The sequence below is a fragment of the Lysobacter sp. CA199 genome, assembly GCF_052078715.1.
In the GTDB taxonomy this organism is placed as follows: Bacteria; Pseudomonadota; Gammaproteobacteria; order Xanthomonadales; family Xanthomonadaceae; genus Lysobacter.
The window spans coordinates 290,411-317,307 of record NZ_JBQJIL010000006.1; the positions used below are offsets into that span (position 1 = coordinate 290,411).

Here is a 26,897-nt window from a genome sequence, read left to right on the forward strand (position 1 = left end):
TCCCTGCACTTACCCGCGGCGGCCCACACCCGCATACTGCCGACACCCAGGTCTTCCGAAGCCGGACCCATGGAACACTCCGAGAAAATCAGCTTCCCGTCGTCGTTCTCCTATTGGGATCGCGTGCGCGCCAACACGGCCCTGATGTTCGAGCGCGCGTCCGGTTACGTCTTCGTCCTGATGTGGCCGTTGATGGGACTCGGACTGGTGGCCATCGCGATGACCGAGGGCGGGCGTTTCACCACGCACGCCTTGCTCGTAAGTCTGGTGTGTTTTCTGTTCGTGCCGGGCATCGTGCTGACGGGGGCGGCGGCGACGCACTACCTGTACAAGCAGTCCAGAGAACCTTTCACCTATGTCTTCGACAACGACGGCATCCGCGCCGTGGGCGTCACCTACGAGTACGCGCACAAATGGCCGGCCATCTTCCAGGTGAAGCGGCGCGCGGGGTTTCTGATGTTTTTCTTCGCGCCCGCCTGCGCGCATTGCATTCCGTTGCGGACGATTCCGGATCTGGAGCTGCAGACTTCGCTGATCGCCATGGCCGCGGCGCACGGGGCCGATACGCGGGGCACGTAGCGGGAAGTAGCGGTCAGCGGACCGTTTTGTCGTCCAGTGGACAGGTTGAACGATCCGCTACAACGGCCTGTGGGAGCCGAATGAGGCAGTCGCATTCCCGCCAGGAATGCGAGGAGCCGAAAATGTCGTTTGAGCCGGCCTGCGTGCGAGGTCAATCTCCGACCGAGTCATTCATGCGGAAGCGGGCATCCGGCCCGATTCCGGCGATGGTTCGACCGACAGGAGATCGAATGAACGCTCACTCCGAGCCCTCTGTCCGCTCCGCGGACGTCGCCATTCACCCGGCCGATGAGCCGGCCCCGGTCGTCGCTGGACTGAGTTATCTCAAACCCGGCTCGCCGCGCCCCTGCAGTTACGCCTACGAACCGCCACCCGGAACACCGTGGGAAAGCGGCGAGTTCGAGCACCGGCTGGTATCCATCGCCGACGCGCGCGGCATCCGCGATTCGCTTTCCGTCGACGTCGAGGGCTTCCGACTGATGGATGCGCCGACGGCTATCAGGGACTTCCTCAACGGCGACGTCGTCAAGGATGTCTATTATCGCGAGGCCGCCGAACTCGCTATCGCCGCGACGGGCGCGACGCGCGCGCATGTGTTCGATCATCTGGTGAGGCGACGCGAACGCGACCGTGCCGCGTTGTCGTTCGGTCGCCGCGAGGGCAACGGCTTGGCGGCGGCCAATGGCCGAATCCATAACGATTACAGCGAAGCGTCCGGGAGGCGGCGCCTAGGCCTGGTGCTCGGAAAAGCCCAGGCGGATGCGCTGACCGCGCGCTACGCCATCGTCAACATCTGGCGATCGATCAAGGGGCCGGTGTTGGATACGCCGCTGGCGGTGTGCGATGCCCGAACCTTGACGGCGTCCGATCTGATCGCCAGCGAAGTGCGTTATCCCCGGCGCACAGGGGAGATCTATCACGTCGCCTACTCGCACCGTCATCGGTGGTCATATTTTTCGCGGATGGACCGGCATGAGGCGATGGTGTTCAAGCAATACGATTCTCAAGTCAGCGGGGTTGCGCGACTGGTTCCGCATGCGGCTTTCGATCTTCCCGACATTCCATCCGATGCGCCTGTGCGCGAGAGCATCGAGCTTCGCTGCCTGGTGGTCTACGAATGAAGGAGCGTATGGCCATGAGCGATCTTCCCGCATCGAGCCGGACGACAGCGGTCGATTTCTGGTTCGACTTCGGCAGCAATTACAGCTATCTCAGCGTGATGCGCATCGAGCACAAAGCCCGGCGGCTCGGCGTGACGATCCGTTGGCGGCCCTTTCTGCTTGGGCCGATCTTCCGTTCGTTCGGCTGGGAGACCTCGCCCTTCGTGTTGCAGCAAGCCAAGGGCCAGTACGTATGGGCCGATATGTCGCGCGAATGCAGGAAATACGGCTTGGCATGGTCTCGCCCGAGCACTTTTCCGCGCGCGGCGGTTCTTCCTTTGCGGGTGGCTCTGGTGGGCGCGGAAGCCGCGTGGATCGGCGAGTACTGCCGTCGAATCATGCGGTTGAACTTCGTGGAGGATCGCGATATCGACTCGGCGGATGCGGTGAGCGAGGTGCTGACTCAGCTCGGATTTCAAGCTCGCGACATCATCGAAGCCGCGCTATCGGATGCCAATAAACTGAAGCTGCGCGATCAGACCGAAGCTGCGCGGGCCATGGGGATATTCGGCGCGCCGACCTTCTTCGTCGGCGAGGAAATGTTCTGGGGCAACGATCGTCTGAACGATGCGCTTACCCGATGCCGGGAACTGTCTGCCCTCGGGGTGATGACGGAGTCTTAGGGCAGGGCGCGCGGCTATCGATCGATCTGCCGAAGCGATCAATTGCGCGCAACGCCGGCCTCGGCTTCTATCCAGGCCGCCACGTGTCGCACGTCCTCGCGTGGCCGCGCTTCGGCGCGGATCAGCCAATAGGCGTGCTGCGTCTTCGGGGCAGTTTCAGGAATCTGGAGCCGAATGAGGCGGCCGTCGTCGATCAAAGGCTGAATCAGTTCCAGCCGCCCCAATGCCACCCCATGTCCGGCGAGCGCGGCCTGGATCACTTGATCGTACTGATTGAAGTGCAGCACGCCGTTGGGCTTGATCTCCTGCCATTCCATCGTATCCAGCCAGTGCGACCACTGCAGCCATGGATGCAGGGGATCGTCGAATTCCAGCAGGGAAAGCTTCGACAGCGCCTGTTTGCTGCGCAACGATTGCACGCCCAGCGACGGATGCGCGACCGGCGCTACCGATTCGCCAAACAGTCGGGTGACTTCGCCGATGTCCGGCGCGTGGCCGGAGTAACGAATCGCCAGGTCGATGCCGTCGTGGCGCAGGTCGCAGATCCGATTGCTTGCTGAGACACGAAGGTCTATCCCAGGATGCAGCTGCTGAAGCCGGCTCAGGCGAGGCAAGAGCCATAAACCGGTGAAGCCGATGCTCGCGCTGAGCATGACCGGACGCCGGATACCGTCGGTGCGCATCTCGCCCAGGGCATCTTGTATCTGTTGAATCGTGCTGTCCGCGCTGCGGAACAATCGTTCGCCGTCCAGTGTGAACGCGATGGAACGATGGCCGCGCACGAACAACTTGACGCCCAGTTGTTCTTCCAGCGCATTGATCTGGCGGCTGACCGCCGACTGGGTGAGGCACAGGTCCTCGGCGGCGAGTGTGATGCTCATGCGGCGCCCCACCGCGACGAAACCCCGGATCAGGTCTAGCGAGGGCAAGCGGACCAGGGGGAGCGACATCGCTGTGCGCTTGGCGTTCTAAGGTGCTGGGATTGAAGCACAAGCCCGGATGTCGCGCAAAAGAACTCGATTTGCGCGCCGTTCGTCGTATACGTCGGCGCGCAGGCAGGTTGCGAGGCTTCGACCGTCGATTTCGTGGGGCGATTGAAGCAGTTGTGTTCTGATGTCAGTAAACGTCGCGCAGCAGTTGCGACATCGCCCAGGACAAGGCCGACTTCGCCAGGATAGTGAGTGCATTCGGCCAGAAGTGGCGACTCAGCGCCGGGCCGATTCCACTGCGGCGAAATCGGGTGCCGAGCGAGCCGCCTCAAGTGCGAACCGGGGATGAGGGTCAAGCCGCCCGGTGAGGTGGGCCGGCCAATTGCCAGGGCCGGGTGGGCGACGTATAACCGGCCATATCAGGCATATCAGGCCGTAGATCAGGAGCCGGACCTCATGGACAGTGTCACCCTCGCGCTTGCCCTGCTTTTATCGATCGCGTTCGCCGCCCACGCCGAGCCTCCGCCGGACGGTGCGGTGTGGAACGCCGATCGCAGCGCCGCGGCGGTATCGACCGATACCGGCAAGGGCGCGGCGGTGTTCGCCTTCCTGCGCCAGCGCGACGGCTCATACCTCAAGGTCGATCTGAGCGAGGTCGAAAGCCGCAATCTGGCCAAGTTGGGGCGCGGCCGGGATCACGACCGCGTCGCAACCAGACCCATGGCCTGGTTGCGACGCGAGGACGGCTTGTTGCAGCTGAAGATACAGACCCGGGCCTGGCGGAAGGGCAAGCGCTACAGCGCTGAAGAGCCGTTGATACTCCAGCGCGACGGCCAAATTCTGTGGCGATGAGGCTTGACGAATCGGCCGCGCCGCTTGTTCCGTTCTGTCGTATGAATTGATTCGCCGCCGCTCCGGCGCCCGGGCACCGTCCTGCTTCCTCCAATCAGGCCACCGCCATGTTTCACAATCCCGACCGAATCGAAACCCAAGTCACCCAGGACACCTGGCTCAAACCCACGGGCATCACCTTGGAACTGCGGGTGATCGGCAGCGCCACGGTCGGCTCCATGGCCGCGGTGCGCAAGAGCAAGGAATTGCTGGCGATCCAGGAACTGATGCAAGGCCTGGGCGTGCCCGAAGACAAGATTCGGATCGAGTCGGTGAGTTTCGCCGCGGGCGAGCGCTGGCTGTCGGGTTCGTCGGTCGAAATCGACCTGGAGATCCGCGACATCCCGGCCGCGGTCGCGCCCGAAGCGATCGGGGCCTTGTCGGCGATCAAGGGCGCCACGCTCAAGGACATCCGGCGCGAGTACGGCGATCTGACCGCCGAGCGCGACGAACTGCTGCGTCGCGCGGTGATCGAGTCGATGCGGCAAGCGCGGCTGATCGCCGATGCGGCCGGATTGAGCATCCGCTCGATCTACAGCATGTCGCAGAAGTGGGTCGAGCCCAATACCGATGCGCTCTCGCAAGCTTACGAAATGCCGCGCGGCATGACGTCCGCGCTGGCTGCGAGCGCGGCCGACGACGTCAAGGGCTACCAGTTGCTGGACAATCACGAAGGCCGGCTTGGGGTGTTCGTGCGGATGGATGTCCGGGTTGGAGAATTCGGCGACAAGGTGTGACTTCTCGGGTTTGAGCGACGAGCGGTGGATATCGCGGGAGTATGACAATGAAGTCCGATCATGAGCAGGCCCACACGCACAGCGCCAATCATCGGCCCGAGCTGGAAGCCAGCGTGCTATGCGGTTGTTTCTACTGCCTGTCCACCTTCGTGCCGGCCGCGATAGACGAATGGATCGACACGCCGGACGACGCGCCGGAAGGAAGTGAGAACGAAACGGGCACCACTGCTCTGTGCCCGCGCTGCGGGATCGATTCAGTGATCGGATCGGCGTCGGGTTTTCCGATAAGCGCCGAGTTCCTGGCCACGATGCGCGATCGTTGGTTCGGCCCCGAGTGATCGGCGGTGCGGAGTCCGTCAGGCTCGGCGGTGGATGGCGTGGTTGGTATGGCCGAGAATGGGCGAAGGTGATGCGGCTATTTGCGACGAGCCGTTAGTCGGCGGATTCGTCGAAGTATGCAGATCCGTCTTCGGCCCATCGGAACGTCAACGCGTGGTTGCGCTCTACATTTCGCAGGAACCTGTCTATGTTCAACGCCAGAGACAGGGACTGGATGGAATCGATTCCGTGAATCTTCAGGCAGTCAAACCTGGAATACGGAAGTCCGTGGAACTCGACGGTGCAAACGGAATCGGTAGCGGGTGTCGTATCTTCCGGGCGCATCCTGGCCGGGCGGGGCGAGAACACTCTGACTTGCATGGGAAGCGCGCTGTCGGGATCGGCGTTCAGCGAGTAAGTCAGGTCGCGAGTGGCGATGACTTTGGGGGCATCCGGCGGCGGCTGAATCCTGTTCTTGGGAATGCGAAGGCCAAGCGGCGCCAGATCGGGGTGCAGGAAATACAAGGGATTGAGAACTTCGATAAGAGTTTCGGCGAGAATTTTGGAAATTCCATCGCGAAAGGACTCGAACTCGTCCTCAGGGCAGTGTTCCTTGACGAGCATCGCGGCCGAATTGATCAGCTCGCTGGATTCGCGCAGTAACTGATGGACCTTGGCAGCGATATGCGGATCTGTGATCACCGAATTTCCCTTTCCGTAGCGACCTGATTCCCATCATAGAGCGAAGACGGTGGCATTCCTCCAGAATAGGGTGCGTCCATCGGCGGCGCGACGTTCCAAGACCATCGCCACGATCAAGGACGAGCACCCGGCCATGCGCAAGACAATGTTCATCTGCTTCATCTTGGCGCTGTCGCCCACGTCGCCCACGTCGCCCACGTCGCCCACGTCGCCCGCGTCGCCCGCGTCGCCCGCTACCGCGCAGGACGCCGGCGCGGTTCCGCAATCGGCTCGCCCGGCGACGCCGGCCAGGCGGCCGCCTCCGGCCGCCTATCCTTCGGCTTTGTTCGGACAGTGGGAACCGATCGCCGGGCCCTGCCGGCTTCCGCTGAACTACGACAGCGACGGCGGATTCAAGATCGGTCGCCGCTTGCTGCGCGGCTACGAACACACCGACACGCCGATCAAGGTGCAGCGGATATCGACTTTGCCGGCGGCATGGCGTATCGAGGCGGTGGAGGTCTATGGCGGGGAGAAGATGCGCGTGCTCGATCTCTACGTGCTCAAAGGCGATTCGCTGACCGTGACCGATGGGGAACGGTCTACGACATACACCCGATGTCGCTGACGCGCAGCTCGCGTCCGATGTGAGTCCGGGCGATCGGCCGGCTGACCAATCCACGCAACAAAACCGTCATTAGCGTGCCCTGAGCGCAGACCACGCTTGCAGACCTCTCATTCGGTCTGGAGGCGTCATGGTGCGCAAAACCTGGACGACGATTTCGGTGTTGGCGTTGTGCGGTGCGTTCGGTCCGGCCTCCGCGGCCACCTGCGCGAGCGCGCATAACCAGCAATATCTCGGCGGCAAGAAGCCGGTGCTCGACAATGGCGAACTGACCCAAGGCGCCATTTCGGTCTGCTATCAGGACTACAATCTGTATGCCTCGAAGGTCACCGGCGGCAATCTGTGGTCGGCGCAGCATCTGACCCGGACCAAGGTGGAAGGCGCCGAGTCGATCAGCCGCATCGATTCCAACTTCTTCAGCGAACCGGGTCTGGCGACCACCCATGCCAGCTACACCAACAGCGGCTACGACCGCGGCCACATGATGCCGGCCGGCGACGCCTCGACCACGCCGGCGCAGAAGGAAACCTTCTCGGTCGCCAACATCGTGCCGCAGACCGGCAAGTTGAATCGCGGCATCTGGGCGCGGATCGAGAACACCGTGCGCCTCGTCGCCAAGAGCTACGAGGAGGCCTACGTGGTGACCGGTCCGGACTTCGCGAACATGAGCACCACCATCGCCAGCGGCAAGGTGGTGGTGCCCACCCAGACCTGGAAAGCGGTCTACGTGCCCGACGCCGGCGTGGCCGGCGCCTACTGGTGCGAGAATAATTTGGCGCCGGTGTGCAAGGTGATCTCGATCAACGAGCTTGAACGCGCCGCCTTCGTCGACCCCTTCCCGGGGTTGGCGACGTCGCTGCGCAATCAGACGTCGGCCGATTGGAGCGAGGTGCTGGTGCTGCCGTAAGCGCCCTCGCGCCCCCCGGAAGATCGGGGCACTGAGCGCCGCCTTGCGTGGGGCCGGTACGCGCGGCGCTCACACGTGGACGGCCAAATCTGGTCACCGGTGCCGAGCGGGCGCGCGAGTCGGGCGGTTGATACCTCCGCCGAGGAAGTGCACTCTGGCTCCCGGCGAGCATTTCGAACCCGGCGGCGCTTCGGCGCCGGACCACCCGCAAGGCCGCGTGGCCGCGGGTCGATCCACGCCCCGCGGCCGCGTGCAGGGCAGTTCATCCCCCGGGTCTTATGCTCCAGCCGGTTGGTGAGGTTCCTTCGACGATCGGCGCCCGGTCGTCGAACGAGGTCAGCCGATCGACCCAACTCAAGCCTCAGGCTCATGGAGCGAACCGTGGATATGGATCTGTCGACGCCCGAGAAAGCCTTGCATGCACTGGCGGCGGCCTATCGCGACAACGATATGGATTTGGCCGCGACTTACCGAAACTTCGAGCTCGAAGCCAGACTGGTGCTGCAATATCTTGAACGGCGCCCCGATTCGGGACCGCAAGCCGTGGCCGAACTGGCCGGGGTCCTGGAGGCGAAATGGAGGCAGGCCGGGCCGCCTGATCGGACGAGCGTGAGCAGCACGGTCGCCTCCATCGAACATTTCGCGGAATGCTTTTACGTCGTCACCGAGCAGATGCGCGCCGCGGACGGGCGGGTTTCCTCGCACCGATTGTTCATGGCGCAAAACGGCGGGCCGTGGTCGGTCCTGTGTCCGGCGTTGATGTACGAAACGCCACGTCAGGAAAAAAAGCCCTGGTGGGCGTTGTGGTGATCCGCCGTGGCGTTGGGTTCGCGGTCGAGCCGCTGCGCCGCTGAGCCGATCGATACCCTCACCGCCGACAGCGCTTCGAACCCGGTTCCATCGCGTCGTACAAGGAAGGCCCGCATGCCGCTTCGTCCGCAGTCAGTGCGTTGGGTGGAACGATGGGCGCATCCGCTGATGCTCGCCGGAGCGCTGGGATCGTGGTGGTTATTGGGTCGCGGCGAGATCGCGTTCTGGGCGACGATGGCGGCGGTGCTGCTGTCGTTGCAGCTGCTGGAGCGCTGGATGCCCGCGATGCCCGAATGGCGCATCGGCGCGGCGGCCACGTGGAAGCTGGTGGGTGTGTATCTGATCGGCTTGTGGGTGTCGGGCCTGATCATCGGCGGGTATCGCACGCTGCTGCCGCCGGCATTGACCGGTGTGCGCGATTCGTTCGGCGTGGCGTTGTGGCCGCAATCGTGGCCGTGGCTGGCGCAGGCGCTGTTGCTGTATTTCGCGGCGGACTTGATCTACTACTGGATTCATCGCGCCATCCATCGCTCGGCGTTGCTGTGGCGGATCACCGGGCACGGGTTCCATCACGGCTTCCACAATCTGCAGTCGCTCAATGTCGGTTCCAATCACCCCTTCGAACTGGTGTTCGTGGCATTGCCGCTGACTTTGTTAGCCGGATTGACCGACGCGCCCGTCGAAGCGGTGCGCATGGCCGGTGTGCTGCTGCTGACCAACACCACCCTGGCTCACGCCAACGTACGCATGGATACGCCGGGGCTGCGATGGTTCTTCACCGACAGTCACGCCCACCGCCGCCATCATTCGGCGGTGTTCGAGGACAGCAACACCAACTACGCCTGCAACGCGATCGTATGGGACCGCCTGTTCGGTACCTACAGCCGCGGCCCGGTCGCCCAGACCGGCATCGGCCCGACCCAGCCGCCGATCTGGCGCATGTACCTGCTGCCTTTCCGCGAGCCCGAGGATGTCGATACGGTCGCAACGCGTTCGAAGGCCGGCGAGTGAACATTGAACAGGCGTGTTTGAACCCGGCCTGGCGCTGCCGTATCGTCGGCGGGAAAGCAGGCGTATCGGCAAACCGGGGCGGCGCCATGGCGGGCCGCGGCGCGTTCGGCAAGGCAAAGGAGAATGGCTTGTGAGCACCCCGATTCGCCGTCTGGTCCTGTGCGCACTCATGGCCTTCGCGGCCGCCTGCAGTTCGATGCCCAAGGCGGAGCCGCCGCGCCAGGACGTCCGCGTCGTGGTCAGCCTGGACGAGGCGAAACGCTTGATGCTGAGCGGGCAGGTCGAGGAATTGTTCCAGCCGCATCAGGGACCGACGACGTTGATGCTCAAGGACGGCGGTTCGCGTTGTTTCGTACAACCGCACCTGGACTGGGTTTTCACTTTTCTCAAAGAAAACGGATTGCAGGACAAGATCGCCGCCGGCCTGGAATGACGCAGCGCGGACGAGGCAAGTCCGCGCAGACGGCCGCCCCCCAAGTCAGTAAGTCAGGACGCACGGGCATGCATGATTTGAACCTGGAAACAGACCGCTTCCGCGACTGGGCCGCGGCCGATGCCAAGCCGCAGGAAGGGCAATGGGAGTGCGACTACGATGCGTGGCCGGCGTGGCATCGGGCCGTGTTGACCTGCATCGACGAGCATGCGGGCAAGGCCTGGTCCAATGAGGACGTCGAGCAGGTGCTGTACGCGATCGCCCGCGACAACGACACGCAATACCTGGCGCGCGAGATCCGCATTCGGCAGCCCGACACCTTGCGCTTTCTGGCCCGCGCCGCCCTGGCGCGGGGCGAAGCGCAGGCGCGCTGGCAACTGGCGGTCGAGTTGGAAAACGTGCCGGGCGAGGAGTCCGAGCATCTGCTGCTGGCCTTGGCCACCGACGAAGACGAGTACGTGCGCCGCCGCGCGATCCGCGCGCTGACCGCGATCGGCGCGCGCGCGGCCGAAGAACTGGCCTGGGCGGCATGGCACCGCGCCGACGATCAGCAGGAATGGTCGCGGATGTCGGCGCTGGAGTGCCTGCGCCAACTGAGATCGCCGCGTCTGGCGGCCTTGTTGGCCGAGGCCTTGCGCGATGCCCGGCCGTTTCTGCGGCAACTCGCCGAGCGTATGCGCGATGAGGAGCTTAAGCTGGCGAAGGCTTAGTGCCCGATACCGGCCGGTGCCTCGCTAAGCTTCTGCGATGGCGTGGTTTACATCTCAATGCAATCGAAGCGCACTTCCGGATCGACGTCGGCGGTGTAGTCCACGTCGCCGCGCTCGAAGCCGAACAGCTTGAGGAACTCGTGCTTGTAGCCGGCGTAGTCGCTGATCTGGAACAGATTCTCGGTGGTGACCTGCGGCCACAGCGCCTTGCAGACGGCCTGCACGTCCTCGCGCAGTTCCCAGTCGTCCAGGCGCAGGCGTTGTTCTTCGTCGGTCGGCGTCGGCTGCCCGTCTTCGCGGTACATGCGTTCGCGGTACATGCGGTTGAGCTGTTCGATCGGGCCTTCGTGCAGGCCTTTTTCCTTCATCACCTTGAACACCAGCGCGATGTACAGCGGCAGCACCGGGATCGCCGAGCTGGCCTGGGTCACTACCGACTTGAGCACCGCAACGTTGGCGGCGCCGTCGATCTTGGCCAAGCGCGCGTTGAGGCGGTGCGCGGTCTGATCCAGGTCGACCTTGGCCTTGCCGAGCGCGCCGTGCCAGTAGATCGGCCAGGTGATTTCGGTGCCGATGTAGCTGAAGGCGACCGTGCGTGCGCCCGGCGCCAGCGCGTCGGCGCGTTCCAGCGCGTCGATCCACAGCGCCCAGTCCTGGCCGCCCATCACCGTGACGGTGTCTTCGATCTCCTGCTCGGTGGCCGGTTCGACCGTGGCCTGGATCACCGCGTCCTTGTTGGTGTCGATCGCGGTGGAGGTGTAGGGCGCGCCGATGGTCTTGAGCGCGGAGCGCTTGATCTCGCCCGTGCCCGGCAGCTTGCGTACCGGCGAGGCCAGCGAATAGACCACCAGATCGACCTGGCCGCCCATCTCGTTCTTGATCAGCTCGATCGCCTGCGCGCGCACTTCGTCGGAGAATGCATCGCCGTTGATCGAGCGGCTGTACAGGCCTTCGGCCTTGGCGAACTTGTCGAACGCGGCCGAGTTGTACCAACCCGCGGTGCCCGGCTTCTTGTCGGTGCCGGGTTTTTCGAAGAACACGCCGAGGGTGTCGGCGCCGTAGCCGAACGCGGCGCCGATGCGCGCAGCCAGCCCGTAACCGCTGGAGGCGCCGATCACCAGCACCTTCTTGGGGCCGTCGTCGCGCCGGCCGAGGGCGCGGGTGGCCTGAATCTGGTCGCGCACGTTGAGTTCGCAACCCAGCGGGTGCGTGGTGGTGCAGATGAAGCCGCGGACCTTGGGCTGGATGACCAACGTGAATTCCTCTCGAGTGGCTATGGGGCGTATGCGGCATCTTAGTGGCTGGGGCGGGTTTGAGAAACGCCGGTTTTGCGGCGCGGTCGGGGATTTCGCGTCTGAACGGCACGCGTGCGGTCCGGTACGGTCGGGCGGCGGGCGGTTCAACTGCTTGGCGCCGCGGCCGGATGCGGCCGGGAGCGGACTCGACCGGCAGCTGCCCTTATTGACCCCCAGGAGCCCTCATCAACCCTCACGGTCAGGGCTGCAGTACAGTCCGTGGACGCTTTCGACCCATTGGGTCATTCGCTTCGCCTCGCGCGTAGACTCTGCGGAAAAACGTATGCGCTCCTTGACTGCAGTTTCCTTGATTTTTGTTTCGTCGCTTGCTCCTGCTGCCGACGGTGAAATATCCGTCAATCGGTGTTGATCGACATGCTGACCACGCCAGAAACTGGAAGGGGAGTCACATCATCGCTCGATTGAAATAGGTCGCCCGCTCGAACTCGGCGATGTTCACGGCAATGCGGGGAAGTAGCGGAAACATCTCAGCCAGCTCGCTGACGATGGCCTTCGACAAGGCAGCGCGTTGCTCGACACTGCGCCCCTGCATGATCCAGGCGAATGTGTGGATGAAATCTTCCCGTCCGCCGCCGACAGCATAGGTCAGGAACGGGTGTATACGGATCTTGATGTCCGATTCTTCGAACAGCGCTGTTGAACTCAGCACTCGATGCAGCCGAGTGATGATCGATTCTTCGTTGTGAATCTGAAGTATTTCCTGAGAACAGTCGACTACGAAGTGCGGCATGATGACTCCATCGGTTGAAGGGTGAATGGAGGACGCGACCGCCTCCGAACGGAAATGAGAAACGGTTCAATCGAGCCTGCGCCACACGGACACCGGGATACTTCCATCTGCCCGGGGAGGCACCTCGTAACGCAGCTCGGCGCCGTCGAACTTGTACCGGCGCTTTTGGGTCGTGCCTTCCCAGTTTGGAAAGGACGAGCCTTCGATCGAGAACGCCAGTACCCCTGCCCGTTGGTCGATCGTCACCGAGCCGTAGTGGGTACTGCTGCCTATGACCGCGGACCTGAATTCGTCGACGCTGCCATCGGCCTTGCTGTCGCTGGCGAAATGCAGGCGTTCGGACTTGAAGATCTGTAGCGAATACCGCCCCTTGCCATCGACAACGAGTCTGCCCTTCGGGTTCTCGCCGTAGTCCCGCCTCGTCTGGCCATCCGGCAAGACCTTGTCCGCGGCGACCAGGGTCCAGGTGCCTTGCAGTGGAAACACGCGTGCCGGCACTTGCGCGGCATGCACGGCCAGTCCTGCCAGCACTGCGACGAATGCGCCGGTCAGTGGTTTCATCGCGGTGAGTCCTTATGGTGTGGGATCGATCGGCTCATCCTAAGCCGCTTGATAGATATGAAAAATGCATTTACAAAGATATCTGTCATTTAGAAATCGAATCTATCCAGATGAAGGCTATGGATGTGGATGCGGTCAGGGCCTTCCTGCTGGCAGCCGACTTGCAGAGCTTCACCCGGGCAGCCGACGTGCTGGGCACTACCCAGTCCGCAATCAGCATCAAGCTGCGGCGCCTGGAAGGGCAACTCGGCCGCCGCCTGCTGGAACGCACGCCGCGGCATGTTCGCCTGTCGGTCGAAGGACTGGCGTTTCTCGGCGTGGCGCGCGAACTGGTGTCGTCGCACGACCGCGCGGCCGCCGCCTTCGAGACCGAACAACGCCGGTTGGCGATCGGCATCAACCAGCAATTGGTCGGCAGCGAGCTCCCGTTTCTGTTGCGGCAGATGCGGGACCACGATCCGAACCTGCTGGTCGAAATGCGCATCGCCGGCACCAACGAACTCATGCAAGGCCAGGAACGGGGGGAGCTCGACGCCGTGCTGGTGCTGCGCCCCGAGGATCGCGGCAAGCGGGGCAAGATTGTGTTCGCGGAATCCTTTTCATGGTTCGCGGCGGCCGGCTGGCAGCCGCGCGCCGGCCAGCCGTTGCCGCTGGCGACGCAAGGCGAGTCGTGCCGTATCCGCATCGAGGCGGTACGCGCGCTTGACCGGGCCGGCATCGAATGGCGCGAAGTCTTCGTCGGCAAGGGCGCCGCGATCCTGGGTGCAGCCGCTGTCGCCGGCCTCGCGGTGGCGGTGCTGGCGCGGCGCGCGGCGCCGCCGGGCACGGTCGACGTCAGCGGGCTCCTGTCGCTGCCGCCGATTCGCTCGCAGGACGTGATGCTCTATAGCAATCTCAGCGATCGGCGAACGCGCGATGCATTGCGCGTCTTTACCCTGGCCTTCCAGTAAAGGAACGGCGTCACGGGGCAAGAGTGGGTTGTGCCAGCGATATTGCCCGGCGCGATTCGAAGATCGGTGGCTGACCGCCTCTGGCCAAATACGGCCGGTTGCGGCCGGCTTGTGAGCTGCGGCGGCGCTGACTAAGCTGCGGGCCCGACGCTGCCGTCGCTCAAGAGATCCGGGCGAACCATGCACCCAGGTTTCATCACCGCTACCGGCACCCTGCGCTACAGCCCGCAACTGGGCAAGGGCGGACACACCCGTCGCGACGGCGGCAGCACCCAGTGGTGGCTGATCGTCGATTGCGATCCTGAACTGGGCCGCTATCTGCGCCATCTGTACTTGCTCGGCCATCGGCGCACGCGCGCGCTGCAAAGTCCGTTGTGGGGGCCGCACATCTCGGCGATCCGCGGCGAGCGGCCGGTGGCGATGGATGCATGGAAACGCGGCGACGGCGCGACGATCGAGTTCGCTTATCAGCCGCAGGCGCACGAGACCGACGATTACGTCTGGCATCGGGTGCGCTGCGAGGCGCTGCTGAACTTGCGCGAGACCCTGGGACTGCCGCGCGAGCCCGAGCCCGCGCTGCATCTGACCATCGGCAACGCAAAGCGCGCGGTTTGATCGCGATCGGCTGCCGGCGCGTTCCGTCACTGCTTTGCGCGGGCGCACGCTTCGCCCGACAGCGCACACTGAACGGATACGCGCATCGCGGCCCGACCTAGGGCCAGTCCTATATTTCCATGCGCGTCCTGCGGCGGCATCCTGCGCCGCGCAGGGAGCCCCCAGGAACGCACCCATTCAGGACGAGACATGACCATCGACGCCACCCGTGCCATCCAGATCGTCCGCGACAATTTCGCCGACTTCGACACCGCCAAGCCGAGTTGGCTGCCGATTGCCGATAACCGCGTCAGCCAGGACGACTTGCGCGCGGTCGCGGCCAATGCCGACGGCAAGTTCTCGTCCGAGGAAGCCCAAGCCGCGCAGTTCCTGCTCGACAGCAAGGCCGCGCGCAGCCTGCTCGATGTGGGCGCCGGTCGCGGCACGGTCGACGGCACCATTTCCCGCGACGACGTCGACGGCGCCTGGAACAGCGTGCAGTCGGGCGAACTCGACGCGCGCCTGCTCGACACCGCCCATGGCGCCGGGCGCGCCGACGGTTACGTCAGCGCCAACGACATCGCCGACGCGCGCAACGACGCCGCCATTCCGCAGAGCCTGAAGGATGCGCTGGGCCGCTTGCCCGACGACCTGCCGCTGCCGACCCAGGTGCAAACCGCGCTGGCGATGCATCGCAACGCCGGCGATGCGCAGGCGCTGGACTCGATCGGCAAGCTGGTCGATTCGCCCGCGTTCCGCGGCCTGGACGAAGACCAGCAGAAGCAGGCGCTGGTGTTGTTCGGCAGCGATACGCCGGTTTCGCAGCAGGTGCGCGGACAACTGGGCGGCATCGATCTGAACGATCCGGCCGCGTTGCGCAAATTCATGCTGACCGAAGCGCGCCCGACCGATCTGTGGCGCAACGCCGCGCCCGATTCGGGCGTGGCCGACAGCCGGCGCAAGCCCTATGAGATAAGCGGGCCGGAAACGATCGACTACGACTTCCCCTCGGGCACCCAGCCCAATGCGAGCGAGTCCAAGCCGGCGTTGAAGTACACCGTCGAGGTTGACGGACGCTCGATCGAGGTCATCCTGCCGGCCGCCGACGCGCGCGACGACGGCAAGTCGTACCCCACGCTCGAGCAGATCGCAAAGGGACTGGCCGCGCAACCGTCGGCGTCGCTGGCGGCGACCGACAAGGTGGTGGTCAATCCGTACACGCCCAAGGAAGAAGACAACGGCAAAGTAGTCGATTCCGGCGCGGACATGTACGCCACCGGCGGCGCGTTCTATATCAATCCGCACGACCTCGACAATCCGCGCGTGCAGAAGGATTTCGATTTCACCTTCATGCACGAAACCGCGCATCTGGTCGAACAGCCCGGCGGATTCTTCGGCGTGCCGATGGAGTGGAATCACGCGGTACAGAAGGATCAATTGTTCGCGACGCACTACGCCGACAACAACTACGTGCCCGAGGGATCTTCGACGATCAATCCCAGCCTGGGCACCGACCCGGCCGAAGATTTCGCCGAGGCCTATATGACCTACCACCTGGTCAAGGGCACGCCGGACGAGGCGCAGATGCGCGCGCTGATGCCGGAACGGTTCGCGATCCTGGATCGCATGTTCGGCTGATCGCGGCGCTAAACGCGGGCCAGGCGACGGCGCGGGTGCGAACCCGCGCCGTTTCGTTTCGCCGACCAGCCCGGACCGCGCGCGATGCGGTCAGTGGCGCGATTGCGCGACCTGCGCGGGCGTCATCCCCAGCACGCGGCGCATGCAGCGGGCCATGTGGCTGGCGTGGGGAAACCCCGCTTCCAGCGCGATTTCGCCCATGTTTCCACGGCCCCGCAACAGCAGCGCGCGCGCGCATTCGACCCGCCGTTCCAGGACGTACCGGTGCGCCGGCATGCCCACGGCCTGTTTGAACAAGGGCTTGAAGTGCGACAGGCTGAAACCGGCGACGGCGGCCGTTCGGCCAGCGACAGATCTTCGTCCAGGTGCGCTTCGATGTAATCGAGCACGTGGCGCAATCGCCACAGCGGCAGTGCCTGTCCGGGCTTGGCGGTCGCGCCGGAGGTAGGCGATTGCAGCGCGAGCAGGCGCGCGGCGAGCGCGCTGGCCAGCCCGTCGGCGAACAAGCGGCCGCCGGGATACGCGTCGCGGTCTTCGGTCTGCATCATCCAGCCGATGCGTTCGATCTGCGGATCGCGGATGTGGATCGACGGCGCCAGATCGCCGGCGTCGCGGCTCAATCCCATGGTCTGCGAGGTTTCGCGCAACAGCGACGGGCTCAGCCGCAGCAACAGCGAGAAGGTGGGTTTGGACACCGTCCAGCGCGTGCTCGATCCGGCCGGCACCACGCAGAACTGTCCGTGCAGGCGCACGCCCTGGCGTTCGTGCCGGCCGACGCGATACGACACCGGTACCGGCGCGCCTTCGTGCAGGCACAGCACATGGCGGCCGTCGACCGGCGAATCGAACAAGCCCAGCGGCACCGGCGAGGTGAGTACGTCGAGGAGCGGCGTGCGATCGGGGCCGACGCTGGTCAACAGCGCGGGCGAAGGTTCGGGATAACACGAGGGACGGTCGCTCATGGCGCGATCCTCGGATCGGGGTATCGCGGCCGACAGTGCCGTTTATCACTACTTTGTTTCGCTTCGTGATGGCGGCTCACGCAGCTCCTACACTCGCTCCAGGTAGGAGCGGCGAGAGCCGCGACCGTGCGGTGGCAACTACGCCGAAGCCCGTCGTGGCCGGGAATTCGCGGTCGCAGCTCGCGCAGCTCCTACACTCGCCCCAGGTAGGAGCGGCGCGAGCCGCGACTGCGCGGTGGCAACTACGCCGAAGCCCGCCGCAGCCGAGAATTCGCAGTCGCAGCTCGCGCAGCTCCTACACTCGCCCCAGGTAGGAGCGGCGCGAGCCGCGACTGCGCGGTGGCAACTACGCCGAAGCCCGTCGTGGCCGGGAATTCGCAGTCGCAGCTCGCGCAGCTCCTACACTCGCCCCAGGTAGGAGCGGCGCGAGCCGCGACTGCGCGGTGGCAACTACGTCGAAGCCCGTCGTGGCCGGGAATTCGCGGTCGCAGCTCGTGCAGCTCCTACACTCGCCCCAGGTAGGAGCGGCGCGAGCCGCGACCGCGCGGTGGCAACTACGCCGAAGCCCGTCGTGGCCGGGAACTCGCAGTCGCAGCTCGCGCAGCTCCTACACTCGCCCCAGGTAGGAGCGGCGCGAGCCGCGACCCCGCGATGGCAGATACGTCGAAAGTCCGTCGCAGCCGGGAATTCGCAGTCGCAGTTCCTACAGTCGCCCGGTGGGCAATCAGCTGCGCGTTGGGCGCGCGAACCGGACGCCGGGTCGCTCGGTCACGAATCGGTGACCTCTATTCAGTTTTCGAAGCCGCCGGGAGAGCCCGCCGGGCACCGCCGATGCGGCTCAGACTTCGACAACCCTACATGAATAAAATCGGTTAAGTCCCGCAAACCCAAGGTTTTTTGTCCCGCGGTCGCGTGCTACCCTCGCGACGATGACCCGACGCCACACCGCCCGTTGCGCCCTGTTCGGCGCGCTCTCGATCGTGCTGGCCGCCTGCGCTACGCAGGCGCCTACCGCGCCTATCACTCCCGCTCCGCCCGTCAAGCCGGTACCGGTGGCGGCGCCCGCCGCGGTCAAGCCGGCCACGCCGGTGGTCGGCACGCCAGCCTTGCCCGATCCGGTGGTGCAGATGCCGATCGAACAGGCCCGCGCGCAGTTCGTGCGCGACACCGCGGCCAAGTACGCGATCGACCCGGCCTATATCGAATCGGTGCTGGCCAAGGCGCAGATCCGCGACAGCATCGTCGCGGCGATGTCGCGGCCGGCCGAGGCCAAGCCGTGGCGCGATTACCGCCCGATCTTCATCACCCAGGCCCGCATCGACGGCGGCCGCGCGTTCTTGGCCGAACACCGCGCCCAGCTCGATCGCGTGCAGGCGCAGACCGGCGTGCCGGCCGAGATCATCGTGGCGATCGTCGGAGTGGAAACCAGCTTCGGCAAGAACACTGGGAAGTACAACGTGGTCGACGCGCTGTATACCTTGGCCTTCGCTTATCCGCGCAGCGGCGATCCGGCCAAGCTCGATCGCGAGAACCGCCGCGAGGCGTTCTTCCGCGGCGAGCTCGGCCAGCTGTTCGCGCTGGGCAAGGAAGAGGGCATCGACATCTCCACCCTCACCGGCAGCTACGCCGGCGCGATGGGCTGGGGCCAGTTCATGCCTTCGAGCTACCGCGAGTTCGCGATGGACGGCGACAACGACGGCAAGCGCAATCTGTTCACCGATCTGGACGACGTGTTCTTCTCGGTCGCCAATTACTTCGTCAAGAAGGGCGGCTGGGTGCGCGGCGGCCCGGTGGTCGTGCGCGCAAATCGCGATGCGAACGCGGCCGATTTCGTACCCGAGAGCATGGACCCTGTGTACTCGCTCAGCGACCTGGCCGCGCGTGGCTACCGTCCGCTGAGCCCGGTGGCGCCGACGGAAACCGCGACGCTGCTGAACCTCGATGGTGTGAACGGTCCCGAATACTGGCTCGGTTTCCGCAATTTCTACGCGATCACCCGCTACAACATCTCCAAGCATTACGGCATGGCGGTGTACCAGTTGGCGGAAGCGATCGCCGGACGGGAGAATCCCTTGGCCACTCCGACTGACTCGCCCACCTCCGTCCCGGCCGCGCCGCCGGCGGCCGTCAAACCCCAGGCGCCGCGGGCATGAGCGGCACCGGCCCGAAGCGGTCGCCGATCGCATCCGCGATCGGGCGGCTGGTCGTCGCCGCCCTGCCGCTCGCGCTCGCCGCCTGCGCCAGTTCCCCGAAGAGAACCGGCTCGCAGCCGCTCGCGCTGCCCGATCGCGACCGCGTCCACGCCAGTGGCCTGCCTGCGCATGGCGGACGCGGCAAGAAGTCGCCGTACGCGGCCGCGCAGGAAGACCTCAGCAAGCGCGGCAACTACAAGGCCGGCGGCCTGTACGCGCCGGGCGTCAAGGACACTACGCCGGATTACATTCCCGACGTCGACGCGATCCCCGAGCCCGAAGTCGTCGCCGAGGCGCGCTCGCAGTTCGGCAACCGCTCGCCGTATCAGGTGCTGGGCAAGACCTACAAAGTGCTCGATTCGCACGACGACTACATCGAGAGCGGCACCGCCTCGTACTACGGCCAGAAATTCCACGGCCGCCGCACCTCCAATCTGGAGGTGTACGACATGTACGCCTTCACCGCCGCGCACAAATCGCTGCCGCTGCCGAGCTTCGCCCGCGTCACCAACCTGGACAACGGCAAGGCCGTGACCGTGCGGGTCAACGACCGCGGCCCGTTCCACGACGGCCGGGTGATCGATCTGAGTTACGCCGCGGCGATCAAGCTGGGCATCACCCAGCGCGGGACCGGTCGGGTCGAGGTGCGCGCGCTGCATCCGGGCGAAGCGCCGCCGCCGGTGTACGCCCGCGCCGCCAACAATCCGCCTCAGCCGGCCGCCCAGGCCAAGCCGGCCGCGCCGAGCGCGATCGACCGCCTGGTCGCGGCCATGCCGATCGCCAGCGCCAACGCCGGCGAATTGCCGCCGGGCGTGCGCATCGCCACCGGCAAGCCCGCCCCTGTCGGCACCGCCGCCGAAGCCTCGGCGGTGAAGACCACCATCGCCACCGGCAAGCCCGCGACCGCACCGGTCAAGACCACTGTGGCCACCGGCAAGCCCACGTCCGTCGCGCCGGAAGCCAGCGTGGCGAGCGCCGCCAAGCCTGTCGGCGGCGCTCACGACTACCGTTTCGACATGATGCAGAACGGCAAGTCGATGACCGCCGACGAGTTCGACGCCTGGATGAAGTCGCGGCAAGTGCGCGTGGCCACCGGCAAGGGCATCGATGCGCCGCCGCCCAAGCCGCTGACCCGCACCGAGAAACGCGCCCTGGCCAAGCAGCAGAAGGAAAAGCAGCGTGCCCTGGCTGCGGCGGAAAAAGCCGCCAAGAAGGCCGGCAAGACGCCCGCGACGACCGCCGTGGCCGCCGCCAGCGCCGCCGCGTTACCGGCGCCGCCGCCGCCGAGTCCGTCCAAGGCCGCCGCCGTGGTCGCCGCCAATACGCCCAACGCCGGCGATGTGACCTTGCAGGTCGCCAGCTTCTCGGCCCGCAGCAATGCCGATCGCGCCCTGACCATGCTGCGCGGGGCCGGCATCGGCGCGGCCAAGCTGCTCGACGGCAACTCGTCCAGCGGCCAGAAGATCTGGCGTTTGCGGGTCGGCCCGCTGCAGGCCGACGCCGCGCCGGAACTCGCCGCCCGCATCGTCGGTCTGGGATTCGGCCAGCCCCAACGCGTGCGCGACTGAACCTACGCCGCCGCCCGCAAGGGCCGGCGGCTGCAAGCGCCGCGTATCTGAGGCAGGATGCACGGCTCGCGGACCGCAGCAGGAAGGCACGGTCCGGCCACATCGACGGCGGCCGCCAGGACGGCGGAACCGACACCCCAACCCCTCGGCCGGTCCGGTACCGGCCCCCGGAGTAGTTCAACGATGACTGTTCGCTTCACCCCGCGCGCGGCCGCCTTCGCCGCGCTGACCTCGGCCTTCCTGGCCACGGCCGTGGCCGGTTTCGCTTCGGCCCAGGCGCCCGCCGCCAAGCCCGCGGCCGCCGCTCTGCCGCCGGCCAGCGACGCGCTGCCGGTGCCGCCGCCGCCGCAGATCCAGGGCACCGCGTGGGTGCTGATCGATGCGGCCAGCGGCAACATCCTGGCCAGCTTCAATCCCGACTTGCGGGTCGAGCCGGCCAGCATCACCAAGGTCATGACCAGCTACGTGATCGCCGCCGAAATGGCCGGCGGCAAGGTCAAGGACACCGATCAGGTGATGATGACCGAGAACGCCTGGCGCAAGGGCGGCGCAGCCACCGACGGCAGCTACTCCGGTTTCGCAGTCAACCAGACCGCGCCGCTGGTGGAGATGGAAAAGGGCATGGTGGTGCAGTCCGGCAACGACGCCGCGATCGCCCTGGCCGAACACGTCGCCGGCAGCGAGGACGCCTTCGCCGCGCTGATGAACCAGTACGCCGCGCGCATCGGCCTGAAGAACTCGCACTTCATGAACCCGCACGGGTTGTCGCAGGAGAATCACTACTCCACCGCGCACGATCTGGCCCTGCTGGGCCGCGCGCTGATCCGCGATTTCCCGGTCGCGTATTCGTACAACAAGATCAAGGAACTCAAGGTCGGGCCGATCACCCAGCCCAATCGCAATCTGTTGCTGTGGCGCGATTCGTCGGTCGACGGCATCAAGACCGGTCACCACTCCAAGGCCGGTTACTGCCTGATGGCCTCGGCCCAGCGCGGCGAGCAGCGCCTGATCTCGGTGGTCATGGGTTCGACTTCCGAAGCCCAGCGCGCCACCGACAGCCAGGCGCTGTTGAACTGGGGCTTCCGCTTCTTCGAGACCCACAAGCTTTACGACGCCGGCAAGGCGGTGGCCAAGCAGAAGGTGTGGAAGGGCCAGACGCCGGAAGTGCAGCTCGGCGTCGCCGAACCGATGCTGGTGACCGTGCCGCGCGGCAAGTACGCGCAGCTCAAGCCCAGCATCGACGTGCCCAAGACCCTGGTCGCGCCGATCAAGAAAGGCCAGGCCATCGGCACGGTCAAGGTCATGCTCGAAGGCAAGGTCATCGCCCAGCGCCCGCTGGTGGCGATCGCCGCGGTCGAGGAGGGCGGTTTCTTCAAGCGCCTGTGGGACGAGTTCTGGATGTGGTGGGAGTCGGACTGAGGTCCGCGCTCGCTCACTACGAAAAAGGCCGGCGCTCGCCGGCCTTTTTTTGTCCGCGAGTTCGCCGCCGCGCTTTCGCGGAGCGGCTGCGGCCCGCGGCGACGGCCCTGGCCGCGCCGTTGCCCGACGCCGACGCCGATATATGTGTGGATGTTCCCGGTGGAGTAGGGGGGAGGTGGAGAACCTGCGTTGTAGATAGGGAGGTATGGCGCGACAAGTGTGAGATCGGACGTTTCCGCGAGTGGCTCATCGCGCTGTTCCCTGATCGGGACGGGCGATGGACTGCTCAGGATTGCGCCATGCCGGTGCCCCGCAATTCGACATTCAAGGAGTGAAATGAAGACCGCATCCATTGCCGTACTCGCTATCGCACTCGCTCTGCCCGCCGCCGCGCAAGCCGTCGACGGAACCATCCATATCGAAGGTTCGGTGATCGCGCCGACCTGCGTGCTCACCAACGGCCCGACCCCGGCCGACATCCGGGTCAAGTTGCCGGCGGTCGCGGTATCGGCGCTGAACCAGAGCGGTCAGACCGCCGGGCGCACGCCGTTCGTGATCCGCATCGCCGATTGCGATTCCACCACCGCTCAGATCCAGACCTATTTCGAGCCGGGTCCGACCGTCAACACCAGCACCAACAATCTGACCCTGGAAGGCGGCAACAATGCCGGCAACGTCGAGCTGCAACTGCTCAACGCCGACCACTCGCAGATCCTGCTCGGCAATCCCAGCGGCCTGCAGAACTCGCAAGCCGCGGCGGTGTCCGGCGGCGGCGCTGACCTGCGCTATTACGCGCAGTACGTGGCCACGGGTGCGGCGACTGCCGGCGCGGCCAACAGCAGCGTCACCTTCACGATGATCTATCAGTAAGTCCACCCCACCCAACGCGCATGCGGCCCGCGCCGGCCGGAGCGACGCTCCGCCGCGCCGGGTGCGGCCTGTCCGACGAAACCAAGGAGTTGGCGGTATGCGACAGCTTTTCGGCAAGAAAACGATTTTGAGCGTGGCGACCCTGGCCGCATTGTCGGCCGGCGCCGCGCAGGCGCAGAACGATCCGCTGTATCGCTATCAGTGGCACCTGATGAACTACGGGCAGGCCGTGCTCGGCGATACCCGGCCCACGTTCGGCGTCGACCTGGGCATCGACGATCTGCACGACTACAACATCCGAGGCAAGGGCGTGGTGGTCGGCGTGCTCGATCAGGGCGCCGAGATCGCGCATCCCGATCTGGCCGCGAACGTAGTCCCCAACGGTTCGTGGAACTTCAACAACAACAGCCACGATCCGACCCCGACCAACGGCGGCGCCGCGCACGGCACCGCGGTGTCGGGCATCATCGCCGCGGTCGGCTGGAACGGCATCGGCGTTCGCGGCGTGGCCCCGAGCGCGAGGCTGAAGAGCTTCAACTTTCTCGATGCCGGCGGCACCACCGCGCAGATTCAGTACGCCTGGTGGGACGGCGCCGAGTCCAAGGACGTCGCCGTCTCCAACAACAGCTGGGGCGATAGCACTCCGCTGTTCCTCACCACGATCTCCGAGAACGAACTGGCCGCCTGGGAGAACCCGATGTCGGCCACCCGCGGCGGGCTGGGTACGGTCTACGTCAAGGCCGCCGGCAACGGCTTCAACAGCGTAAGCACCTACTGCCCCGCGTCCAGCGGCCGCGTCGGCTGCAGCCAGTCGGTGTTCGTCCAGGAATCCAACTTCTTCAACGTCATCACCGTCGCCGCGGTCAACGCGGCCGGCAAGCGTTCGAGCTATTCCACGCCCGGCGCTTCGATCTGGGTGTCCGGCCTGGGCGGCGAGTACGGTTGGGAGCGCGCGACCTTGGCGACCCAGGCGACGCCGGCGCAATTGGCCACGCGCCCGGCCGTGTCCTTCGATCCGGCGATCATGACCACCGATCTGTCCGGCTGCGTCCGCGGCTACAACACCAACCGCGTGCAGCCGACGCAGTTCTGGTCGGATTTCAACGTCAATCGGATGGAATCGGACCAGTCCACCATCGACAACACCTGCAACTACGCCGGCACCATGAACGGCACCTCGGCGGCCTCGCCGACCGTGGCGGGCGTGGTCGCGCTGATACTGCAGGTCAATCCGAAACTGAGCTACCGCGACGTCAAGTACCTGCTGGCCACCACCGCGCGTCAGGTCGATCCGACCCAGGCGGCGGTGACCGACGCCAACGGCACGGTGCTGGCCGCGGGCTGGACCACCAACGCCGCCGGCCGCGCTTTCAGCAACTGGTACGGCTACGGTCTGGTCGACGCCACGCTGGCGGTGACCCGTGCGGGCGCGTTCAAATCGCTGGGTCCGTTGGTCGACAGCGGTTGGCAGAGCGTCCAGCTCGAAACTGCGCAACCGATCGGCAACGCTGCGGCGCCGGCGCGCGCCAGCGTCAACATCGCCGGCGGCGCCAACCGCATCGAGGCGGTGCAGATCGGCCTGGCGTCGGACTATCCGGTGGGCAATAACCTGCCGTTGAAGTCCACGCCGCTGGTGGTCACCCTGGTTTCGCCCGGCGGTACCCGCGCTATCGTCGTTCCCGCCGGATCGGTTCCGGTCGGCGACGTGATGACCTTCGATCTGGCGGCGGTCAACGCCTATCTCGACGAACCCGGCACTGGCAACTGGACTGTCGAGGTGGCCGATACCAGCCTCGCGGCCGGCGCGGCCAGCAAGGGCAATCTTTCCTCGTTCAAGATTCGCGTCCTGGGGCACTGAGCATGAAAATCCAATCTCTTTCGTTCTGCGCGGGCCTGTTGGCCGTGGCGATGGCGCCGGCGGCGATGGCCCAGGTCTCCAGTCAGGCCGAGTTGAAGCAGGCCGCGACCGGCGACAGTTTCAGCATCGGTGAAAGGCAGTTCCGCCTGGCGCCGTCGGCCGTGGTCAGGCCGTCCGATGCGGTCGCTGATGGCGATCGCGAGCTGGTGGTCGGCGATTACGTGGTCGAACTCCCGCAAGCGGCCGCCAGTTCGCGCAGCAAGCGTTCGCTGGATACGCCGGCCGCGGGCGCCAACCTCGGCGCTGCCGTATCCGACACGGGCAGCGCCGTGATCGTCGCGCCCGAGCTCAACGTCTACTTCAGCCACCCCAGTGTGGTCGACGGTTTGGTTGAGTCGACCGGCGGCAAGTTGCTGTACTCATCGGCGGTGGGCGGCAAGGCCACCATCGGTTACAGCTCGGTGGAAAAAGCGATGCAGGCGCGTCGCAGCATTCTCGGTCAGGCCGGGGTGAAGGAAGTCACTCCGCGTCTGGTCGAGCAGCGTCGCGTTCCGTGGTGAATTCGGTATGGCGCCGGAGATGACCTGCGCCGTCACCGAATGTGATGGCCCGGAGGAGTCTGTCATCCGGGCCTGATGCAGGAGTACCGCACAGACGAAAAGGCCGGCATTCGCCGGCCTTTTCTTTGTTCCAAGCCACAGCGCGTTGCTGTTGCGGGAGAGGTTTTCAGGTTCGGGACTTTCGCTTGGTTCGCCGCGATCCGACCGAAAAGCGTCGGGCCTGAACGCCCTCCCACGATAAGGTTTCCCGCCGAGGCTTCGAGGCCGCGCGTCAGCGTTTGGCGGCGGGCAGCTTTCCGATCATGACCCCGCGGAATTTGCTGGCCATCGCGTGGAAACCGGCTTCGGAGGGATGCATCTCGTCGAACCACTGGCTCTCGTCGGTCAGCATGCCGCGCAAGTCGACGTAATCGAAACGCTCGCCGAAGCGCGGATCGTTCTTGAGCTCGCGCAGCACATGCCGCTCGAAACCGTCGATCAGCAGGCGCACGAAGCGCAGCCGTTCGTCGGGGGTCTTGCTCGGGTCGGCGTGCACCACCGCATTGATATGCGGCCCGATCCACGGGCCGACGCTCTTTTTGAGCAGCGCCGCCACGCCGATGTTGCCCGGGGTCAGCGCGCCGGGGCGGCCGATCAGCTGCGGATGGTCGTAGGTGTGGGCCAGGATCGGCGTGTTCGGCTTGACCGCGAGCGCGGCCTGGATGAACAGCGCATACGCCTTGCGCACGGTTTCGTATTTGCCGCTGTCGAGCACCAACTGGAACGCGGCGTCGGCCGACAGCGCGGTCTGCCCGCGCAGGGTGCGCTTGAGAAAACTGTCGACGAAATCGTTGCCGCCGGCGCTGAGCAGGATCAGGTCGAAATCGAACTGCTCGTACCAGCCGATGATGTCGTCGATGTTGTCGCGCACGAACATCGAGCGCTTGGGCTCGTCGGGATTGCGCGAGGCGTGATCGCCGCTGCGTTCGGCGCGGAAGAACAGCCCGCCGTTGCCGAGCAGCGGGATGCCGCGCTCCTCGTCCTGCGGTGCCGGCGAGACGATCCAATCGAGCAGATTCATCGCCAGCGGCGTGGAGAACCACGAATCGCCTTCGCAGAAGATCACCGGCGTGCGATCGAGCAGGCGCGCGCGCTTGAGCTGGTTGTAGAGGCTGCGGAACTGTCCGCGCAGGGGCAGGGCGACGGATTGACTGGGGGGCATGGGGATCTCCTGAATGCGCATCCACTGCGCGATCTCGGCAGTTTCTAACCGCTGCGTGCTACAG

29 protein-coding genes and 1 pseudogene are annotated in these 26,897 nt (G+C 65.6%); 23 read left to right on the forward strand and 7 right to left on the reverse strand.

The genetic code is table 11. The features are described from left to right. Positions 1-123 precede the first annotated feature (123 nt). From ACTOWJ_RS12700 to ACTOWJ_RS12710, 3 genes are all read left to right on the forward strand, one after another. The gene (locus tag ACTOWJ_RS12700) at positions 124-579 is read left to right on the forward strand and encodes a YcxB family protein (protein WP_441334985.1); all 456 of its coding nucleotides are present in this window, start codon (positions 124-126) and stop codon (positions 577-579) included. 80 nt (positions 580-659) lie between these two features. After that, a complete protein-coding gene (locus ACTOWJ_RS12705) occupies positions 660-1,700 on the forward strand; it encodes a CmcJ/NvfI family oxidoreductase (RefSeq protein WP_441334986.1) in 1,041 nt (346 codons plus the stop codon). Between the two features lie 14 nt (positions 1,701-1,714). Then, entirely contained in the window at positions 1,715-2,362 is a 648-nt protein-coding gene (locus tag ACTOWJ_RS12710) for a 2-hydroxychromene-2-carboxylate isomerase (RefSeq protein WP_441334987.1), read from the forward strand. A gap of 38 nt (positions 2,363-2,400) precedes the next feature. On the opposite strand, the gene ACTOWJ_RS12715 is transcribed toward ACTOWJ_RS12710, so the two are convergent. After that, positions 2,401-3,312 (reverse strand): LysR substrate-binding domain-containing protein, encoded by a 912-nt coding sequence (locus tag ACTOWJ_RS12715; protein ID WP_441334988.1) that lies wholly within the window; start codon positions 3,310-3,312, stop codon positions 2,401-2,403. Between the two features lie 435 nt (positions 3,313-3,747). Here ACTOWJ_RS12715 and ACTOWJ_RS12720 point away from each other — a divergent pair, with 435 nt between their 5' ends. From ACTOWJ_RS12720 to ACTOWJ_RS12730, 3 genes are all read left to right on the forward strand, one after another. Beyond that, entirely contained in the window at positions 3,748-4,143 is a 396-nt protein-coding gene (locus tag ACTOWJ_RS12720; protein ID WP_441334989.1) for a hypothetical protein, read from the forward strand. 107 nt (positions 4,144-4,250) lie between these two features. Next, positions 4,251-4,919, forward strand: a complete 669-nt coding sequence (locus tag ACTOWJ_RS12725) for an SIMPL domain-containing protein (RefSeq protein WP_441334990.1) — start codon at positions 4,251-4,253, stop codon at positions 4,917-4,919. Positions 4,920-4,966: 47 nt separating this feature from the next. Beyond that, complete coding sequence (locus tag ACTOWJ_RS12730; RefSeq protein WP_441334991.1) at positions 4,967-5,257, forward strand: hypothetical protein; 291 nt, start codon at positions 4,967-4,969, stop codon at positions 5,255-5,257. A 94-nt stretch (positions 5,258-5,351) separates the two neighbouring features. Here the strand turns inward: ACTOWJ_RS12730 and ACTOWJ_RS12735 are convergent, their stop codons facing one another. Then, the gene (locus ACTOWJ_RS12735; RefSeq protein ID WP_441334992.1) at positions 5,352-5,939 is read right to left on the reverse strand and encodes a hypothetical protein; all 588 of its coding nucleotides are present in this window, start codon (positions 5,937-5,939) and stop codon (positions 5,352-5,354) included. Positions 5,940-6,072: 133 nt separating this feature from the next. Here ACTOWJ_RS12735 and ACTOWJ_RS12740 point away from each other — a divergent pair, with 133 nt between their 5' ends. The 7 genes from ACTOWJ_RS12740 (at position 6,073) to ACTOWJ_RS12770 (ending at position 10,414) form a co-directional block, all read left to right on the forward strand. Beyond that, positions 6,073-6,546: a hypothetical protein gene (locus tag ACTOWJ_RS12740; protein WP_441334993.1), complete on the forward strand. Its 474-nt coding sequence runs from the start codon at positions 6,073-6,075 to the stop codon at positions 6,544-6,546. Positions 6,547-6,673: 127 nt separating this feature from the next. Next, positions 6,674-7,450 carry a DNA/RNA non-specific endonuclease gene (locus ACTOWJ_RS12745; protein ID WP_441334994.1) on the forward strand — a complete coding sequence of 259 codons (777 nt, stop codon included), beginning with the start codon at positions 6,674-6,676 and terminating at the stop codon, positions 7,448-7,450. A gap of 381 nt (positions 7,451-7,831) precedes the next feature. Beyond that, positions 7,832-8,260 carry a hypothetical protein gene (locus ACTOWJ_RS12750; protein ID WP_441334995.1) on the forward strand — a complete coding sequence of 143 codons (429 nt, stop codon included), beginning with the start codon at positions 7,832-7,834 and terminating at the stop codon, positions 8,258-8,260. 114 nt (positions 8,261-8,374) lie between these two features. After that, positions 8,375-9,271: a sterol desaturase family protein gene (locus ACTOWJ_RS12755; RefSeq protein ID WP_441334996.1), complete on the forward strand. Its 897-nt coding sequence runs from the start codon at positions 8,375-8,377 to the stop codon at positions 9,269-9,271. Then, a complete protein-coding gene (locus tag ACTOWJ_RS12760; protein ID WP_441334997.1) occupies positions 9,268-9,405 on the forward strand; it encodes a hypothetical protein in 138 nt (45 codons plus the stop codon). The genes ACTOWJ_RS12755 and ACTOWJ_RS12760 overlap by 4 nt, the downstream gene beginning before the upstream one ends. Then, positions 9,402-9,704: a hypothetical protein gene (locus ACTOWJ_RS12765; RefSeq protein ID WP_441334998.1), complete on the forward strand. Its 303-nt coding sequence runs from the start codon at positions 9,402-9,404 to the stop codon at positions 9,702-9,704. The genes ACTOWJ_RS12760 and ACTOWJ_RS12765 overlap by 4 nt, the downstream gene beginning before the upstream one ends. Before the next feature lie 68 nt (positions 9,705-9,772). Beyond that, the gene (locus ACTOWJ_RS12770; RefSeq protein WP_441334999.1) at positions 9,773-10,414 is read left to right on the forward strand and encodes a HEAT repeat domain-containing protein; all 642 of its coding nucleotides are present in this window, start codon (positions 9,773-9,775) and stop codon (positions 10,412-10,414) included. Positions 10,415-10,461: 47 nt separating this feature from the next. On the opposite strand, the gene fabV is transcribed toward ACTOWJ_RS12770, so the two are convergent. The 3 genes from fabV to ACTOWJ_RS12785 all read right to left on the reverse strand — a co-directional run bounded on the left by fabV (position 10,462) and on the right by ACTOWJ_RS12785 (position 13,021). Further along, entirely contained in the window at positions 10,462-11,667 is a 1,206-nt protein-coding gene (gene fabV / locus ACTOWJ_RS12775) for an enoyl-ACP reductase FabV (protein ID WP_441335000.1), read from the reverse strand. 448 nt (positions 11,668-12,115) lie between these two features. Continuing rightward, the gene (locus ACTOWJ_RS12780; RefSeq protein WP_441335001.1) at positions 12,116-12,460 is read right to left on the reverse strand and encodes a 5-carboxymethyl-2-hydroxymuconate Delta-isomerase; all 345 of its coding nucleotides are present in this window, start codon (positions 12,458-12,460) and stop codon (positions 12,116-12,118) included. A 66-nt stretch (positions 12,461-12,526) separates the two neighbouring features. Continuing rightward, positions 12,527-13,021, reverse strand: a complete 495-nt coding sequence (locus tag ACTOWJ_RS12785) for a lipocalin-like domain-containing protein (protein WP_441335002.1) — start codon at positions 13,019-13,021, stop codon at positions 12,527-12,529. Between the two features lie 110 nt (positions 13,022-13,131). On the opposite strand from ACTOWJ_RS12785, the gene ACTOWJ_RS12790 reads away from it, so the two are divergent. The 3 genes from ACTOWJ_RS12790 to ACTOWJ_RS12800 all read left to right on the forward strand — a co-directional run bounded on the left by ACTOWJ_RS12790 (position 13,132) and on the right by ACTOWJ_RS12800 (position 16,203). Beyond that, positions 13,132-13,971, forward strand: coding sequence for a LysR family transcriptional regulator (locus tag ACTOWJ_RS12790; protein WP_441335003.1), 840 nt, complete (start codon positions 13,132-13,134; stop codon positions 13,969-13,971). A gap of 180 nt (positions 13,972-14,151) precedes the next feature. After that, positions 14,152-14,586: a hypothetical protein gene (locus tag ACTOWJ_RS12795; protein ID WP_441335004.1), complete on the forward strand. Its 435-nt coding sequence runs from the start codon at positions 14,152-14,154 to the stop codon at positions 14,584-14,586. Positions 14,587-14,775: 189 nt separating this feature from the next. Next, positions 14,776-16,203, forward strand: coding sequence for a hypothetical protein (locus tag ACTOWJ_RS12800; RefSeq protein WP_441335005.1), 1,428 nt, complete (start codon positions 14,776-14,778; stop codon positions 16,201-16,203). Positions 16,204-16,293: 90 nt separating this feature from the next. Here the strand turns inward: ACTOWJ_RS12800 and ACTOWJ_RS12805 are convergent, their stop codons facing one another. Beyond that, entirely contained in the window at positions 16,294-16,479 is a 186-nt protein-coding gene (locus tag ACTOWJ_RS12805) for a helix-turn-helix domain-containing protein (protein ID WP_441335108.1), read from the reverse strand. Between the two features lie 303 nt (positions 16,480-16,782). Here ACTOWJ_RS12805 and ACTOWJ_RS12810 point away from each other — a divergent pair, with 303 nt between their 5' ends. The 7 genes and pseudogenes from ACTOWJ_RS12810 to ACTOWJ_RS12840 all read left to right on the forward strand — a co-directional run bounded on the left by ACTOWJ_RS12810 (position 16,783) and on the right by ACTOWJ_RS12840 (position 25,632). Beyond that, positions 16,783-17,145 carry a hypothetical protein gene (locus ACTOWJ_RS12810; protein ID WP_441335006.1) on the forward strand — a complete coding sequence of 121 codons (363 nt, stop codon included), beginning with the start codon at positions 16,783-16,785 and terminating at the stop codon, positions 17,143-17,145. 949 nt (positions 17,146-18,094) lie between these two features. Next, a pseudogene (gene mltB / locus ACTOWJ_RS12815) lies at positions 18,095-19,243 on the forward strand (lytic murein transglycosylase B); the annotation flags it as partial. Positions 19,244-19,314: 71 nt separating this feature from the next. Then, on the forward strand, positions 19,315-20,925 hold the full coding sequence (locus ACTOWJ_RS12820) for a septal ring lytic transglycosylase RlpA family protein (protein ID WP_441335007.1): 1,611 nt from the start codon (positions 19,315-19,317) through the stop codon (positions 20,923-20,925). Positions 20,926-21,108: 183 nt separating this feature from the next. Continuing rightward, positions 21,109-22,344 (forward strand): D-alanyl-D-alanine carboxypeptidase family protein, encoded by a 1,236-nt coding sequence (locus tag ACTOWJ_RS12825; protein WP_441335008.1) that lies wholly within the window; start codon positions 21,109-21,111, stop codon positions 22,342-22,344. 336 nt (positions 22,345-22,680) lie between these two features. After that, positions 22,681-23,214, forward strand: coding sequence for a fimbrial protein (locus ACTOWJ_RS12830; protein WP_441335009.1), 534 nt, complete (start codon positions 22,681-22,683; stop codon positions 23,212-23,214). Positions 23,215-23,311: 97 nt separating this feature from the next. Further along, on the forward strand, positions 23,312-25,072 hold the full coding sequence (locus tag ACTOWJ_RS12835) for a S8 family serine peptidase (RefSeq protein ID WP_441335010.1): 1,761 nt from the start codon (positions 23,312-23,314) through the stop codon (positions 25,070-25,072). Between the two features lie 2 nt (positions 25,073-25,074). Further along, positions 25,075-25,632: a hypothetical protein gene (locus tag ACTOWJ_RS12840; RefSeq protein WP_441335011.1), complete on the forward strand. Its 558-nt coding sequence runs from the start codon at positions 25,075-25,077 to the stop codon at positions 25,630-25,632. A gap of 271 nt (positions 25,633-25,903) precedes the next feature. Here the strand turns inward: ACTOWJ_RS12840 and ACTOWJ_RS12845 are convergent, their stop codons facing one another. After that, positions 25,904-26,833, reverse strand: coding sequence for a hypothetical protein (locus tag ACTOWJ_RS12845; RefSeq protein ID WP_441335012.1), 930 nt, complete (start codon positions 26,831-26,833; stop codon positions 25,904-25,906). Positions 26,834-26,897: the final 64 nt, after the last annotated feature.